The organism is Pseudomonas sp. O230, from assembly GCF_045447035.1.
Lineage (GTDB): Bacteria > Pseudomonadota > Gammaproteobacteria > Pseudomonadales > Pseudomonadaceae > Aquipseudomonas.
This window is the reverse complement of record NZ_JBJGXN010000001.1, coordinates 324,995-340,420: the sequence shown is the minus strand read 5'-3', so window position 1 is coordinate 340,420 and position 15,426 is coordinate 324,995. Positions and strand designations below refer to the sequence as shown.

The 15,426-nt window shown below is 59.3% G+C and carries 17 protein-coding genes and 1 pseudogene; 11 read left to right on the top strand and 7 right to left on the bottom strand.

Annotation, left to right across the window (positions count from 1 at the left end):
• Nucleotides 1-114 precede the first annotated feature (114 nt).
• Complete coding sequence (locus tag ACI77H_RS01635) at nucleotides 115-2,961, top strand: class I adenylate cyclase (protein WP_407010048.1); 2,847 nt, start codon at nucleotides 115-117, stop codon at nucleotides 2,959-2,961.
• Between the two features lie 6 nt (nucleotides 2,962-2,967).
• Here the strand turns inward: ACI77H_RS01635 and rnk are convergent, their stop codons facing one another.
• From rnk to cyaY, 3 genes are all read right to left on the bottom strand, one after another.
• A complete protein-coding gene (rnk, locus tag ACI77H_RS01630) occupies nucleotides 2,968-3,378 on the bottom strand; it encodes a nucleoside diphosphate kinase regulator (RefSeq protein WP_407010047.1) in 411 nt (136 codons plus the stop codon).
• 230 nt (nucleotides 3,379-3,608) lie between these two features.
• Nucleotides 3,609-3,836 carry a DUF1289 domain-containing protein gene (locus tag ACI77H_RS01625; protein ID WP_407010046.1) on the bottom strand — a complete coding sequence of 76 codons (228 nt, stop codon included), beginning with the start codon at nucleotides 3,834-3,836 and terminating at the stop codon, nucleotides 3,609-3,611.
• A gap of 4 nt (nucleotides 3,837-3,840) precedes the next feature.
• A complete protein-coding gene (cyaY, locus tag ACI77H_RS01620) occupies nucleotides 3,841-4,173 on the bottom strand; it encodes an iron donor protein CyaY (RefSeq protein ID WP_407010045.1) in 333 nt (110 codons plus the stop codon).
• A gap of 328 nt (nucleotides 4,174-4,501) precedes the next feature.
• On the opposite strand from cyaY, the gene ACI77H_RS01615 reads away from it, so the two are divergent.
• From ACI77H_RS01615 to ACI77H_RS01590, 6 genes are read left to right on the top strand one after another with little or no spacing between them, the layout of a single operon-like run.
• Entirely contained in the window at nucleotides 4,502-4,675 is a 174-nt protein-coding gene (locus ACI77H_RS01615) for a lipoprotein (RefSeq protein WP_150631411.1), read from the top strand.
• A gap of 9 nt (nucleotides 4,676-4,684) precedes the next feature.
• Nucleotides 4,685-5,932, top strand: a complete 1,248-nt coding sequence (gene lysA, locus ACI77H_RS01610; protein ID WP_407010044.1) for a diaminopimelate decarboxylase — start codon at nucleotides 4,685-4,687, stop codon at nucleotides 5,930-5,932.
• 4 nt (nucleotides 5,933-5,936) lie between these two features.
• Nucleotides 5,937-6,767 (top strand): diaminopimelate epimerase, encoded by an 831-nt coding sequence (gene dapF / locus ACI77H_RS01605; protein ID WP_407010043.1) that lies wholly within the window; start codon nucleotides 5,937-5,939, stop codon nucleotides 6,765-6,767.
• Nucleotides 6,768-6,780: 13 nt separating this feature from the next.
• Complete coding sequence (locus tag ACI77H_RS01600; protein ID WP_407010042.1) at nucleotides 6,781-7,506, top strand: DUF484 family protein; 726 nt, start codon at nucleotides 6,781-6,783, stop codon at nucleotides 7,504-7,506.
• 2 nt (nucleotides 7,507-7,508) lie between these two features.
• Nucleotides 7,509-8,408 carry a tyrosine recombinase XerC gene (gene xerC / locus ACI77H_RS01595; protein ID WP_407010041.1) on the top strand — a complete coding sequence of 300 codons (900 nt, stop codon included), beginning with the start codon at nucleotides 7,509-7,511 and terminating at the stop codon, nucleotides 8,406-8,408.
• Nucleotides 8,405-9,112 carry an HAD family hydrolase gene (locus ACI77H_RS01590; protein ID WP_407010040.1) on the top strand — a complete coding sequence of 236 codons (708 nt, stop codon included), beginning with the start codon at nucleotides 8,405-8,407 and terminating at the stop codon, nucleotides 9,110-9,112. The genes xerC and ACI77H_RS01590 overlap by 4 nt, the downstream gene beginning before the upstream one ends.
• Before the next feature lie 187 nt (nucleotides 9,113-9,299).
• Here ACI77H_RS01590 and sutA read toward each other — a convergent pair whose 3' ends face one another.
• The 4 genes from sutA to glnK all read right to left on the bottom strand — a co-directional run bounded on the left by sutA (nucleotide 9,300) and on the right by glnK (nucleotide 12,077).
• The gene (gene sutA / locus ACI77H_RS01585; protein ID WP_054617023.1) at nucleotides 9,300-9,623 is read right to left on the bottom strand and encodes a transcriptional regulator SutA; all 324 of its coding nucleotides are present in this window, start codon (nucleotides 9,621-9,623) and stop codon (nucleotides 9,300-9,302) included.
• Nucleotides 9,624-9,724: 101 nt separating this feature from the next.
• The gene (locus ACI77H_RS01580) at nucleotides 9,725-10,150 is read right to left on the bottom strand and encodes a secondary thiamine-phosphate synthase enzyme YjbQ (RefSeq protein ID WP_407010039.1); all 426 of its coding nucleotides are present in this window, start codon (nucleotides 10,148-10,150) and stop codon (nucleotides 9,725-9,727) included.
• A gap of 213 nt (nucleotides 10,151-10,363) precedes the next feature.
• Nucleotides 10,364-11,701 (bottom strand): ammonium transporter, encoded by a 1,338-nt coding sequence (locus ACI77H_RS01575; RefSeq protein WP_407010038.1) that lies wholly within the window; start codon nucleotides 11,699-11,701, stop codon nucleotides 10,364-10,366.
• 37 nt (nucleotides 11,702-11,738) lie between these two features.
• A complete protein-coding gene (glnK, locus tag ACI77H_RS01570) occupies nucleotides 11,739-12,077 on the bottom strand; it encodes a P-II family nitrogen regulator (RefSeq protein WP_002555808.1) in 339 nt (112 codons plus the stop codon).
• A 418-nt stretch (nucleotides 12,078-12,495) separates the two neighbouring features.
• Between glnK and ACI77H_RS01565 the strand changes: the two genes are divergently transcribed.
• From ACI77H_RS01565 to ACI77H_RS01550, 4 genes and pseudogenes are all read left to right on the top strand, one after another.
• Nucleotides 12,496-12,756, top strand: coding sequence for an accessory factor UbiK family protein (locus ACI77H_RS01565; protein WP_407010037.1), 261 nt, complete (start codon nucleotides 12,496-12,498; stop codon nucleotides 12,754-12,756).
• Nucleotides 12,757-13,194: 438 nt separating this feature from the next.
• A pseudogene (locus tag ACI77H_RS01560) lies at nucleotides 13,195-13,717 on the top strand (Bro-N domain-containing protein).
• 367 nt (nucleotides 13,718-14,084) lie between these two features.
• Complete coding sequence (locus tag ACI77H_RS01555; RefSeq protein ID WP_407010036.1) at nucleotides 14,085-14,525, top strand: hypothetical protein; 441 nt, start codon at nucleotides 14,085-14,087, stop codon at nucleotides 14,523-14,525.
• Nucleotides 14,526-14,615: 90 nt separating this feature from the next.
• Nucleotides 14,616-15,380, top strand: a complete 765-nt coding sequence (locus ACI77H_RS01550) for a hypothetical protein (protein ID WP_407010035.1) — start codon at nucleotides 14,616-14,618, stop codon at nucleotides 15,378-15,380.
• Nucleotides 15,381-15,426: the final 46 nt, after the last annotated feature.

The following is a 15,426-nucleotide window of genomic DNA, read 5'->3' as shown; positions in this document are numbered from 1 at the left end:
GAAATCTGACGCCAAAAAACAAAATCAGCCTGATAGTCCCGGAGCCGAGGCGCTAAACTGCCCCTCATCCTGAGACCCTCCACGTCCGAGCCCTGCGAGCCGGTTTGAGCTGACATGACCCGCACCCATGAAATCCGCCCCGATCTGGACGAGGGAATCGACCGCAAGGTTCTCGGCCAGCTGCGCGCACGTTTTCTAAAGCTCAACGAGGGCCGCATGGCGCGAGCCATGGAAGGGCTGTCGACCCGTCAGCAAGGGGTGCTGACCCTGCTGCCGCTGTTTTTTCACGTCAATCATCCGCTGTTGCCGGGTTATGTTTCCGGAAGCACGCCCGCCGGGCTGTCTAACTTCGAGCCTGACGCCAACGCCCTGGCCGAAGCCCAACGCCTGACCCGTTCGTTTTCCTACAAGCCGCGCCACGGCAGCAATCCACCCCGACCGATTCACGGCCTGTTCCTGATGGGCAGCCTCGGCACCCTCGCCCAGGCTGATCAGAGCGATATGGACGTGTGGGTCTGCCACGCGCCGGACTTGAGCGAAAGCGAACTCAACGAGCTGCGTAAAAAGTGCCAGTTGCTCGAAACCTGGGCCGCGAGCCAGGGCGCCGAGGCGCATTTCTTCCTGATCGACCCGGCCCGCTTCGTGCTCGGCGAACGCGACACGCAATTGAGCTCGGAAGACTGCGGCACCACCCAGCATTACCTGCTGCTGGACGAGTTCTACCGCACCGCGATCTGGCTGGCCGGCCGCACGCCGATCTGGTGGCTGGTACCGGTTTACGAAGAGGCCGCCTACGACCGCTACACCCACACGCTGCTGTCCAAGCGCTTCATCCGTGCCGACGAAACCCTGGACCTGGGGCATATGGCGTACATCCCGCCCGGCGAATTCATCGGTGCCGGGCTCTGGCAGTTGTTCAAAGGGATCGAGTCACCCTACAAGTCGGTGCTCAAGCTGTTGCTGACTGAGGTCTACGCCAGCGAACACCCCAAGGTTCAATGCCTGAGTCTGCGTTTCAAGCAAGCGGTGTTCGCCAATCAACTCGACCTCGATGAGCTGGACCCGTACATCGTGGTCTACCGGCGCATCGAGGAATACCTCATCGCCCGTGGCGAACCGGAGCGCCTTGAACTGGTGCGGCGCGCGCTGTACCTGAAGGTCAACCGCAAACTCACCGGCAGCAGCAGTCGCACCCAAAGTTGGCAGCGCTCGCTGCTGGAACGCCTGGCCCAGGAATGGCACTGGGATCAGCGTCAACTGGCGCTGCTGGATAGCCGCAGTCAGTGGAAAGTCCGTCAGGTCAGTTCCGAACGCCGGGCGCTGGTCAACGAACTGAATTACAGCTACCGCTTCCTCACCGAGTTCGCCCGCAGCGAACAGACCGTCAGCCTGATCAACAAGCGCGACCTCAACGTACTGGGGCGACGTCTGTACGCCGCGTTCGAGCGTAAGGCCGACAAAGTCGAGTTCATCAACCCGGGCATCGCCCCGGATCTGGCCGAAGACACCCTGACCTTGGTGCATGCGCCAGACAAGAAAGAATCGGGACAGACCCAGTGGGGCTTGTATAACGGCAGCCTCACCGCCCTCGAGTGGGTGCAATTCGCGCCGATCAAGCGCAGCCGCCAATTACTGGAGCTGCTGACCTGGTGCCACCGCAACGGCGTGATCGACAGCAGCACGCGCCTGGCGTTGCACCCAGGCGACAGTGACCTGAGCGAGTTCGAACTGTTCAACCTGCTCGGCAGCCTGCAACAAAGCATCGCCCTGCCCCTGCCCACGGTCGCCGAAGAACCGCTGCTGCGCGCCAGCGTCCCGAGCGAGGCGCTGATTCTGGTGAACGTCGGCGTCGATCCGCTCAAGCATCACCGTGACCTGAATATTCTGATGACCACCGAGCGCACGGACTCCCTGAGTTACGCCGGGGTCCGCGAGAACCTGGTGCTGACCCTGGATCAGGTCACGCTCAACAGCTGGAACGAGGTGTCGGTCAATCGCTTCGACGGCCCTCACGCCCTGCTCGACTGCCTGCGCGATTACCTCAACAACCTGCCGAACGGCCCGCAGCAGCCCAAATTACGCGTGCGGTGCTTCTGCCACAACCGCGCGCAGTTCATCGCGCAACGGGTTGAAGAGGTGATCGACACCGCGCAGAACCTGCTGCTGAGCAAGCTCAATCACCGCTACCTGATTCAGGTCCAGCAGCATTACCACGTGCTGGAGTTGGTGCCGGGGCAGGTCAACCATGTCGCCCTCGCCACCCTGCCGGCGCTGTTCGACTACCTCGGTGAAGAACTGGCGAGCTACAGCCCGCTGCACCTGGACCCGATGGCGCTGGAGGATCAGGACCTGGCGCAGATTCTGCCCATGGGTCAGCCAGAGTGCGTTCAGGTGTTCTACCGAATTCACGAAGACCAGGCCGATCTGTACGTGCTGGATGAATTCAATGCCTTGTGGCAGCAGCGCTTGCCCTACCACGACGAACACAGCCTGTTGGTGCCGTTGCAACGGTTCCTGCAATCGATCCAATACCGGCGCGATGCCTTGCTGCCGATGGACGCCGCCCAGCCACTGAGCCTCGAGACGCTGTATTACCAACTGCTGCCGTCGGGTCCGGGACGAGCGCGCCGGGTCGACGCTCGAATCGCCCCGCAAACCCCGGTCAACAAGCCGTTCTATGATGTGCAGGCGATCGTCGGCAAAGCCGCGCCGGGCAAGGTGCAAGTCACGTTGTATTGCAATCAGCGGGAATTTTCAGAGCTGGAGCATGGCGACCAACTGTTCAGTGTGGTCGCCCGGGAAATCGTCGAGCAGCGCCGTGAAACCGAACGCTATCGCTGCTACATCACCGACCTGGACCTGTCGGGCCTGCTCGGTGATGGTCAGAGCTCAAGCAATTTGTATCTGCGCTACAAGGCCGATCTGGAGCGCGCATTGAATGACGCGCTCGAGCAGGTCTGAGGAAGGTTATTCCGGGAAGGCGCCGCCATTGGCAGGCTGCGATTCGACCGCCAGCAGGGTCAGTTTCAGGGTCTTGCCTCCTGGCGCCGGCCAGTCGATGTGCTGGCCAACCTTCAGACCCAGCAGTGCGCTGCCGACAGGCGCCAGAACGGAGATCTTGCCTTCGTCAGCGTTGGCATCCTTGGGATAGACCAGCGTCAGGTGATAGTCCTTGCCGCTGCTTTCTTCACGGCAATGCACACGGGAATTCATGGTCACGACATCGGCGGGCACTTCATCGTGACCGACCAGCGTATCGGCGCGATCCAGTTCGGTTTGCAGCGCGATAACGCCCGGCAGCGTGTCATCCAGGCTGTCGATCAGGCGCTCCAGACGTTGAACGTCCAGACGAGTAAGGGTGATGGAAGGTGCGGTCATGATAGAGGCAGACTCCTTTCTTCTGCACAGAAAAAGCAAAACCCCGCCAGAAAAAGGCGGGGTTTTCACGAACCTCGATGGGTTGAGGCGTTTCTGGACACTATCACAGCTCAAAAAATATACAAGCCACAAGCGGACAGCGTGCAATCCCCTGTAGGAGCCAGCTTGCTGGCGACAGGATCTTGAACTTTTCAGCGACCTTAAGGCCGCCATCGCTGGCAAGCCAGCGCCTACAGAGGATCGGCGCTGGCTTTGCGATTGGAGGCTTGGGCGCAAATCGTGCGCCGGCGCTCATCATCGGCCGAGCGCCATTCGCGGATGTCTTCGACATGGCGAAAACACCCCAGGCAGACCTTCTGCTCGTCCAGCCGACACACTCCGCTGCACGGCGAAGGCACCGCCGGGCTGACATTGCTGTAGAGCGGTTTTGGCGGTCGAGCGGGTGCAGGCTGGGTCACGATCTCACAGACCTTCGAAATCGAGTTCAACGCCAGCCTGTTGCTGGACGATGCGCTCAAGCATCTCGCCGAGCTGCTCTTCGCTCTTGTCGCACATCCAGCGCTCGCCCTCTTCGTCGTAGTCAAAGTGGAATCCACCCGACACCGCCGCCAACCACAGCTGACGCAGTGGCTCCTGACGGCTGAAGATCAACTGGCTGCCGTTTTCGAACTTGACGGTGAGCACACCGGCCGAGCTCTCCAGATCGATATCCAGGTCGCTCTCGTCGAAAATATCCTCCAGCGATTGCTGGGTGGCATCGACCAGATCGTGGAAACGGGCTTCGGTCAAACTCATTGCGGCAACCTCAAAAAGTGTCTGTTCACGCTCAAGCGCCGCAAGATACGGGCGAGCCCCGGTGATTGCAAAGGATAACGACCAAGCACCGATATAGGTACATCAAACACCGCCCCTGTGAGAGCGGGCTTGCTCGCGAAGGGGCCAGCACATTCAACATCTTTATTGACTGAGCCACCGCGTTCGCGAGCCAGCCCGCTCCCACAGGGGTTGCAGGATACCGACTGGCATCGGGCAAGGCCCGCCGGACGGGAGCCCCCTCGCATAGGCAAGCTGCCGGGTGGCCGGTATACTCCGGCGCAATTAACGCATTTTCAAGGATTTCGCCATGAAGCGCCTGATCTCTTCCCTTGCTGCGCTCGCCGCGGTTGCCTGCCTTGTGTCGGCCTGTGGTCAAAAAGGCCCGCTGTACCTGCCTGACGATTCCCAGGACCCTGCCGAGCAGGCCCAGTCCTCGCAAAAGCAGCCGTCGAAAGCTCACAAGCACGACGTCTACCAATAAGGGAACGCCATGGACGCTTTTAACTACCGTGACGGCGAGCTGTTCGCGGAAGGGGTTGCCCTGTCCGCCATCGCCGAACGCTTTGGCACACCGACTTACGTCTACTCCCGCGCCCACATCGAAGCCCAGTACCTGGCGTTTGCCGATGCACTGGCCGGCATGCCGCACCTGGTCTGCTACGCGGTCAAGGCCAACTCCAACCTGGGTGTATTGAATGTCCTGGCGCGATTGGGCGCTGGTTTTGACATCGTTTCCCGTGGCGAGCTGGAACGCGTACTGGCCGCCGGCGGTTGCGCCGACAAGATCGTGTTCTCCGGCGTCGGCAAGACCCGTGACGACATGCGTCGCGCCCTGGAAGTCGGCGTGCATTGCTTCAACGTCGAATCCACCGACGAGCTGGAGCGCCTGCAAGTGGTCGCCGCCGAACTGGGCGTTCGCGCACCGATCTCGCTGCGCGTGAACCCGGACGTCGATGCCGGCACCCACCCGTACATTTCCACCGGTCTCAAAGAGAACAAGTTCGGCATCGCCATTGCCGACGCCGAAGACGTGTACATCCGTGCCGCGCAGCTGCCGAACCTGGAAGTGGTCGGTGTCGATTGCCACATCGGTTCGCAACTGACCACCTTGCCGCCGTTCATCGACGCCCTCGACCGCCTGCTGGGCCTGGTCGACCGCCTCGGCGATTGCGGCATCTACCTGCGCCACATCGATCTCGGTGGTGGTTTGGGCGTACGTTATCGCGATGAAGAGCCACCGCTGGCCGCCGACTACATCAAAGCCGTGCGCGAGCGTCTCGACGGGCGTGACCTGGCGCTGGTGTTCGAGCCGGGCCGTTTCATCGTCGCCAACGCCGGCGTGCTGCTGACTCAGGTCGAGTACCTCAAGCACACCGAACACAAAGACTTCGCCATCGTCGACGCGGCCATGAACGACCTGATCCGTCCGGCACTGTATCAAGCCTGGATGGACGTCACCGCCGTGCGCCCTCGCGCCACCGCCGCTCGTGCCTACGACATCGTCGGCCCGATCTGCGAGACCGGCGACTTCCTGGCCAAGGATCGTGAACTGGCTCTGGAAGAAGGTGACCTGCTGGCCGTGCATTCGGCCGGTGCTTATGGGTTTGTCATGAGTTCCAACTACAACACCCGCGGCCGTACCGCCGAAGTGTTGGTGGACGGTGATCAGGCATTTGAAGTGCGTCGCCGTGAGACGGTAGCCGAGTTGTTTGCTGGCGAAAGCCTGCTGCCGGAGTAAACCCATGCTGCTGCGTTTTACCAAGATGCACGGCCTGGGCAATGACTTCATGGTCCTCGACCTGGTCAGCCAGCACGCGCACATCCTGCCCAAGCATGCCAAGCAATGGGGCGATCGCCACACCGGCATCGGTTTCGACCAGCTGCTGATCGTCGAGGCGCCGAGCAACCCGGACGTGGATTTCCGCTATCGGATCTTCAACTCCGACGGTTCCGAAGTGGAACAGTGCGGCAACGGTGCCCGCTGTTTCGCCCGCTTTGTACTCGACAAGCGCCTGACCGCAAAACGGCAGATTCGCGTCGAGACCAAAAGTGGCATCATCGAACTGGATATCCGCAGCGACGGCCAGATCAGCGTCGACATGGGCGCACCGCGCCTGGTGCCGGCCGACATTCCGTTCGTTGCCGACAGTCAGGCGCTGAGCTACTCGCTCGATGTCGACGGTACCGCAGTGGAACTGGCCGCCGTGTCGATGGGCAACCCGCATGCGGTGTTGCGCGTCGCGGATATCAACAACGCACCGGTGCATGAACTAGGTCCGAAAATCGAGCATCACCCGCGCTTTCCGGCACGGGTCAATGTCGGCTTTCTCCAGGTCATCGACCGGAACCGCGCGCAGCTGCGCGTCTGGGAACGCGGTGCCGGGGAAACCCAGGCCTGCGGTACTGGCGCCTGCGCAGCTGCAGTGGCCGCGATCAGCCAGGGGTGGATGGATTCGCCACTATTGATCGACCTGCCCGGCGGGCGTCTGTCCATTGAATGGGCAGGCCCAGGCCAACCGGTGTTGATGACCGGCCCGGCAGTCCGAGTTTATGAAGGACAAGTGCGTCTTTGAGTGAGTCAAACCCATGACCGACAAGCCCCAGGTTCCCGCCCTACAGCCCGACGAATCCCCTTCCGAAAGCCTTGAGGCGGCGGCGATTGCCGCGTACCTGGAGGCTCATCCGGATTTCTTCGTCGAGCACGAAGAACTTCTTCCGGCAATGCGCATCCCGCACCAGCGCGGCGACACCATTTCGCTGGTCGAGCGCCAGATGACCATCCTGCGCGACCGCAACATCGAATTGCGTCATCGCCTCTCGCACTTGATGGACGTGGCCCGCGACAATGACCGTCTCTTCGACAAGACCCGCCGCCTGATTCTCGCGCTGATGGACGCCACCAGCCTTGAAGATGTGGTGATCAGCGTCGAAGACAGCCTGCGCCAGGACTTCCAGGTGCCCTTCGTCAGCCTGATCCTGCTGGGCGACAACCCGATGCCGGTCGGCCGTTGGGTGACGCACGCCGACGCGCAAACGGCCATTGGCGGCCTGCTTTCGGAAGACAAAAGCGTCAGCGGCAGCCTGCGCGAGCATGAACTGGACTTCCTGTTTGGCGAAGAGCAGCGCAAGCAGATCGGCTCGACCGCCGTCGTCGCCATCAGCCATCAAGGCATACACGGCGTCCTGGCCATCGCCAGCCGTGATCCGCAGCACTATAAAAGCTCGGTCGGCACGCTGTTCCTCAGCTACATCGCTGAAGTCATGGGCCGCGTGCTGCCACGGGTCAACAACTCCCTTCGCTCGGTGCGCTGATCGTGGAACGGCAACTGGACGCTTACTGCGAACACCTGCGCAGTGAGCGGCAGGTGTCGCCTCACACGCTGTACGCCTACCGCCGCGACCTCGACAAAGTGCTGGGCTTCTGTGCCAAACAGAACATCGGCAGCTGGGCCGCGCTGGATATCCAGCGCCTGCGCAGCCTGATCGCTCGCTTGCATTCCCAGGGGCAATCGTCGCGCAGTCTTGCGCGGTTGCTCTCGGCGGTGCGCGGGCTCTATCACTACCTGAATCGCGAAGGTCTTTGCGACCACGACCCGGCCAATGGCCTGGCACCACCGAAAGGCGAGCGCCGCCTGCCGAAAACCCTCGACACCGACCGTGCGCTGCAACTGCTTGAAGGCGCGGTAGAGGATGATTTCCTGGCACGGCGGGATCAGGCGATTCTGGAGCTGTTCTATTCCTCGGGTTTGCGGCTGTCGGAGCTGACCGGGCTCAATCTCGATCAGCTCGATCTGGCCGACGGCATGGTTCAGGTACTCGGCAAGGGCAGCAAGACCCGACTGCTACCGGTCGGCAAAAAGGCCCGCGAAGCGCTGGAACTGTGGCTGCCGCTGCGAGCCTTGACCAACCCGGCGGATGACGCGGTGTTTGTCAGCCAGCAAGGCCGGCGCCTCGGACCCCGGGCGATTCAGGTGCGGGTCAAGGCCGCCGGCGAGCGCGAACTGGGGCAGAACCTGCATCCGCACATGTTGCGGCACTCCTTCGCCAGCCACCTGCTGGAATCCTCGCAGGACTTGCGCGCGGTGCAGGAACTGCTCGGCCACTCGGACATCAAGACCACCCAGATTTACACCCACCTGGACTTCCAGCACCTGGCGACGGTTTACGACAGCGCCCATCCACGGGCCAAACGCATTAAGGGCGATGATTCATGACGATCCAATTGATTACCTTCGACCTCGACGACACCCTGTGGGACACCGCCCCGGTGATCGTCAGCGCCGAAGCCGTATTGCGTGAATGGCTGACTGAACACGCACCGAACCTGGGCGCGGTGCCGGTGGAGCATTTGTGGGGAATTCGCGAACGCATCCTGAGCAGCGAACCGGGCCTCAAGCATCGAATCAGTGCCTTGCGTCGCCGGGTGCTTTTTCATGCACTGGAAGAGGCCGGCTACGGCCATGATCAGGCGTCAGACTTGGCCGATCAGAGTTTTGAAGTGTTTCTGCATGCCCGGCATCAGCTGGAAATCTTCCCGGAAGTCGAGCCGACGCTGGAGGTGCTGGCCAAACACTACGCACTCGGCGTCGTCACCAACGGCAATGCCGATGTGCGTCGTTTAGGGCTGGCCGACTACTTCAAATTTGCGCTGTGCGCCGAAGACATCGGCATCGCCAAACCGGACGCCCGCCTGTTTCATGAGGCCTTGAAGCGTGGCAACGCAATACCCGCAACGGCGGTGCATATCGGCGACCATCCGGGTGATGACATTGCCGGGGCGCAGCAGGCGGGGTTGCGGGCGATCTGGTTTAACCCGCAAGGCAAATTGTGGGAAGCGCAGAAGGCGCCGGATGCCGAGATTCGCAGCCTGACCGAGTTGCCGGCATTGCTCACGCGATGGAATTCGGTATCCGCCTGACACATAACCTGTGGGAGCGGGCTTGCCCGCGATAGCGGCGTGTCAGGCAACATCACTTTCGAATGTAATTGCCCCATCGCGGGCAAGCCCGCTTCCATAGGGGATCACAGCAGTCTTGGAATTTTTGTACCGCCCATGAAAAAGCCCGCAGCGACGGCGGGCTTTTTCAGCAAGCAAGGGCAGACGCTTAAATAGGCCGGCTGCCGTACTTGTTATCAGGCTTCTTGGGAGGATCGGCGACCACGTTGGCCTCCACTTCCTGCACCTTGCCGCCCTTGGCCAGGAACTCTTCCATGGCCTTGGCCAGGGCATCGCGCTCCTTGTTTTTAGCTTCGACGCTCGGCAGCTCATCGACTGACACAGCAGCCTTGGCCTTGCCTTTGGCGGTCGGAACCGGTGTCTCACCGCCGTCGTCGTCAGCAACGTCTTCCGCTGCTGCTTCCAGGCCTTCTTCAGCCTCGTCTTCGTCGCCTACTTCGAGGTCGTCGTTTTCCAGATCATCGTCGCTCATGTTCTACCTCATGACTTGCGAAAAGCAGATTAGTTATAGCCCAGCTTCACCGTCTGTCGACAGCCGCCGGAAAAATTCAATAACCACTGGTGACCAGCGGCTCATGCCCCTTCACCGTGCACGGTGGCGAGGACTTTACGGGCACCGCCAAAATCACGGTGCTCGCCCAGATAAACGCCTTGCCAGGTTCCCAGCGCCAGTCGGCCTGCCGCAATCGGCAAACTGAGCTGACAGCCAAGCACGCTGGCCTTGAAGTGCGCCGGGAGGTCGTCCAGGCCTTCGTCGTTATGCTCATAGCCGTCTGTGCCTTGTGGGATCAGACGATTGAAAAATCGTTCGAAGTCGCGACGTACCGCCGGATCGGCGTTCTCGTTGATGGTCAACGACGCCGAGGTATGCTGCAGCCACAAATGCAACAGACCGACCCGACACGCCTTGAGTTCAGGCAGGCCGGCGAGTAACTCGTCCGTTACCAGATGAAAGCCCCGGGGCCTCGCCCGCAGGGTAATCAGAGTCTGTTGCCACATACAGTTCTCCGCACGTTCGGGGCGCATTCTAGCGCGCTCTGGGAAAAAACAAAGGCCCTAATATTCCTTCAATCATGTAAGCCATTGGCCGCAGAAAAACGCCCGCCGTAAACCCCACTAAACGTGTGCGAAAAAACCTTTCAGCAGTCCCTTCACTGACAAACTCCAGACAAAAAAATGCCCGGCAAGCCGGGCAAGTTTTTTAGGCGCGTCTTACAAGTTGTAGCCGCGTTCGTTGTGAAGTGCCAGATCGATGCCGACGGCCTCTTCTTCTTCGGTGATACGCAGACCCATGACGGCGTCCAGCACCTTGAGAATGATGTAGGTGACGATCGCGGTGTAGATCACCGTGAAGCCCACGCCTTTGCACTGAATCCAGACTTGTGCGGCGATGTCGGTGACGGTGCCGAAGCCACCCAGCGACGGTGCAGCGAACACACCGGTCAGGATCGCGCCGAGGATACCGCCGATGCCGTGCACACCGAAGGCGTCCAGGGAATCGTCATAACCGAGTTTGCGTTTCAGGGTGGTGGCGCAGAAGAAGCACACCACGCCCGCAGCCAGACCGATCACCAGAGCGCCCATCGGGCCCACGGTGCCAGCGGCCGGAGTGATGGCAACCAGACCGGCGACCACACCCGAAGCGATACCCAGTGCACTTGGCTTGCCGTGGGTGATCCACTCGGCAAACATCCAGCCCAGTGCGGCGGCGGCGGTTGCGATCTGAGTCACCAGCATCGCCATACCGGCAGTGCCGTTGGCCGCTGCGGCGGAACCGGCGTTGAAGCCGAACCAGCCGACCCACAGCATGGCCGCACCCATCAGGGTGTAACCGAGGTTGTGCGGGGCCATTGGGGTGGTCGGGAAGCCTTTACGCTTGCCGAGCACGATGCACGCCACCAGACCGGCCACACCGGCGTTGATGTGCACCACGGTGCCGCCAGCGAAGTCGAGCACGCCCCAGTCCCACATCAGGCCGCCGTTGCCGGACCAGACCATGTGTGCGATCGGTGCATACACCAGGGTGAACCAGATGCCCATGAAGATCAGCATCGCGGAGAATTTCATCCGCTCGGCGAAGGCACCGACGATCAACGCAGGGGTGATGATGGCGAAAGTCATCTGGAAGGTGATGAACACCGCCTCAGGGAACAGCGCCGCCGGACCGGTCAGGCTCGAAGGCGTGACACCGGCGAGGAATGCCTTGCCCATGCCACCGAAGAACGAGTTGAAGTTGACGACGCCCTGTTCCATGCCGGTGGTGTCGAACGCGATGCTGTAGCCATAAATGACCCACAGAATGCTGATCAGACCGGTAATGGCGAAGCACTGCATCATCACGGAAAGAATGTTTTTGGAGCGAACCATGCCGCCGTAGAACAGCGCGAGGCCGGGAATGGTCATGAACAGCACGAGGGCTGTCGAGGTCATCATCCAGGCGGTATCGCCGGAGTTGAGGACTGGGGCCGCCACTTCGTCTGCCGCCATGGCCAGGCTGGGCATTACGAGGGACAACAGGGCTCCTAGCCCTGCGAATTTACGCAGAGTCATATTGTTTTCTCCTGGGGCGTTGGGTTTGTGGCGGCTTTTAAATCGCGTCGGTATCGGTTTCGCCGGTACGAATGCGAATCGCCTGTTCCAGATTGACCACGAAGATCTTGCCGTCACCGATCTTGCCGGTGTTGGCAGCCTTGGTTATCGCCTCGATAACCCGGTCAAGATCCTTGTCGTCAATGGCGACATCGATCTTCACCTTGGGCAGGAAATCGACCACGTATTCCGCGCCGCGATACAGCTCGGTGTGACCCTTCTGCCGACCGAAGCCTTTGACTTCAGTAACGGTAATGCCCTGCACGCCGATCTCGGACAGCGATTCGCGCACGTCGTCCAACTTGAACGGCTTGATGATGGCAGTGACTAGCTTCATGAAAACTCTCTCCCGAATTGGTGGACTTGCCCCAGGAAAACAAACCCGGCTCAAGTCTAAGCGCAGTGCCTGGCTTTGTAACGCATCGTCGGCCTTACCTGCCCGTCCGACGCCAGCTAACCGCTCCGTACGAAACACTTCCCCCGTTTCGCTTGGCGCACTGCATTCGTCACAGCGACTGCATCAGTGCATGGGTCACTAGGCACTAAGCAGAAAGCTTGCCATCTCCACAAAACTCTCTGTTTTCAAGCGGTTGGCCGTAGATGTCCACCACATCACCGCAACACCGGACGCGTTACGCACAACAACGGTGCGATGCCGTCCGTCCGCATGCGCGAAAAGCGTGCATCCCTGCCGTCGGGATTGACTATAGACACTGCGTGATACACTGCCCGCCATTGTTTCCAGGACCTTTCCCATGCTCGCGCCCAAAGACTTCCTCGACGCCCTGACCGGCACCGCCTCCCGCCTCTTCAGCGGCGAAACCCCGCTGCCGAAAAGCGAAATCGAAAGCCAGTTCAAGGCGCTGTTGCAGAGCGGCTTCAGCAAACTGGACCTGGTGAGCCGGGAAGAATTTGATAGTCAGATGGTTGTGCTGGCGCGCACTCGGGCCCGCCTCGAGAGCCTTGAGGCCAAAGTCGCGGAGCTGGAAGCGAAGCTCATTCCCCCTGCCGAGTAACCCACGATCCCTGTGGGAGCGGGCTTGCCCGCGAATGGGGTCGCCTCGGTCTACCAGCCATCCCACGCTGGACGGACCACCTCTGTAGGAGCTGCCGAGGGCTGCGATCTTTTGATCTCAAACCTCGCAAAAATCCCGGCACCTTCCTACAAGAAAACCACCGCCGTCCGATTGTGTCGCCAAGTATCCAGCCTCTAAGCTCCCCCCAGCTGAATATTCAGCTCCGGGTTTGGCGACCCGGATAGCATCCAGACACATCGCGACCACGTTCGAACCAGGGAATTGTTCCCATCTCGAATTATGGCGGCTATGCGTGGGAGACTTTCGGGTCTGCCGGTTGGGTGCGTTACCGGTTCGCCAACCCGCGCATGGCTGCCACCCTTTTCGTTTGGCGACGATCAGAGGCAGTTTTCTTCATCGCACCTCGAGAACTGCACCATGGACGACAACTATCTGATCCCCCACGTCTTCACGCGCCACAAACTCCACCTACACGCCCTTCTAATAGAAAACCAACCCTGGTTCTGCGCCCGCGACCTTGGCCGCCTCCTGCGCCTTTACATCGAAGAACGCACCCTCCGCAAACTCGACCCCCGACCAACACCAAACCACGCGAATGCTCATCCACGGCAGCATCGAACACACCTTGCTGATCAGCGAATCCGGCGTCTACGCATTATTGATCTACCACTACTGCCCCGAATATCGAGCCCTGCGCGAATGGCTGACTCACGACGTCGTCCCAACCCTGAGAGACGCTGAGCAACCCACGACAACCGAACGTCCAATGCTGAGCCTGCTGAACTGGCCGGACATGTCGCTAAGTTTGCTGCACTGGAACAACCAACCATGGATTCGGTTGCAGGATGTTCCGCAGTTGGTGCCCGAGCAGATGATTTCGATACCCGCTATCAATGCGCCTTGGTGGAAAAGAGCCGCGAAGATGCTTCACGTATTCTGAACAAAAGCCCCACGCTTTTGGCGTGGGGTCCAATAAATGCCAGACGACCATCAGGCACAGTGCGCGATTGTTTGATGGGGATCAGAGATCTACGTGGTAGCGAGCCTGAGTCGGAAATGCCCCTCAGACTTGCCTGTAGGAATTCCCGTGACTGCGATCTTTCCACCCGCATAAATCCCGGCAATGCCCTACAACGTTCTCATCCGCGGTCTGATTGCGCGCAAAAGCCCCCCTTTTTAAGCTCACTTCTCAAATGATTCATTTGAACGCACTCGTTCGGAGCAAATGCAGTCCACCTTGAATAAGGGATTCTGGCGACTGCGATCCCAGCAATGGAATGTTCAAAATACTACAAGGAGTAATACCCATGGAAATTTATAAGTCTTTGTTTGCCGCTTTAACTTTGACTGCACTTTATACAAGCCCGGTTGTTGCCGGACCACCTGTAACGGTGACCTTCAAAAATATTGGAATCAAAACTGCTACGTATACACCCATAAACAACAACGAGTTTATTACTAAAACAAACGCATCCCATACGCCTGAAGCTTCCATTATTCCAAACAGCACAGATACATACCGCATACAAAGCAACGCGGGCTACACCCATGCTAACTTGCGCTATCAGAGCGGCAATAAAACATGTGTTTATTTATCAACATTCGTGACTGCTCCCGGCCCTGGCGCGACGAAAGTCCCCAAATGGAATAACGCAGCCACTCCTAGCGGCGGTGCTACCTGCACCATCAGAACAACTAGAACAAATCCGTCCACCTATGCCTGGTCAATTGAAATCACCATGAAGTAAAGCTGGTCTAGAGACAATGATGCTCGGCAAACCTTGCCGACAATCAACCCACACATCATTTTCTACTCATAAATATCAGGAGCTAAAATCATGATCAACGCAATAAGCAGCCCTGTAAGTGATACCGGTCAAGCTCTGACAGGTACAAAAAAAGTGATCTCTATTCTCAAGAACGACAGAGGCATCAGCCAAAGGACCGTCCAAGATTCCGCCGGCGCAAATGGCAGCAACAAGGTGTCCATGTTAGCGAGCCAATTGAGCGAGGCCTCTACACGTGCGCAAGCTCGCGATATACGCATGACAAGAACGGAACTGGCGTCGATGGCCAGAAACACATTCAACGAACTGGAAAGCCCTCATTACACTGCGAATAAATCAACACATGACGCTGAAGTCCCTGACACGGACAACGCCGAGTTATTAGCACGAGCCAAAAGTGCAACTCAATACACGAGAGGGGCAGGCAATAATCCGTTTTCCGGGATGCCCGTGGATCAACTGGCGCTGATCACTTACGATGAAAGCGGAACCTTCACTGTCAACGAAAGACGGGCCGCACTGGAAGAATCTGCCAGACAAGAATTTGCGTGGCGACAGAAAGTCATTGCCGAAGCAGAACATGAATACAACACCACTGGGAAATCGGTGAAATTCTTCCAAAGCATCCTTGATCATTACAAGGGGCTACCCCTGATAGAGCAATCGAAGCATCCCGAGAATTACGCAACCAAACTGCAGGGATGGATTGATTTGAATTTCAACCATTTCACCCTTATGGCGGAAGGCAAAAACAAGCTGGACATCGAGATTTTCGCAAATAAGGTCTTGGCGGGCAGCAGCAGCTTATTTGGCTAAATGCCGTCTTCCGAATAGCCGTTCAAATTTAACGACAATGTCTTAA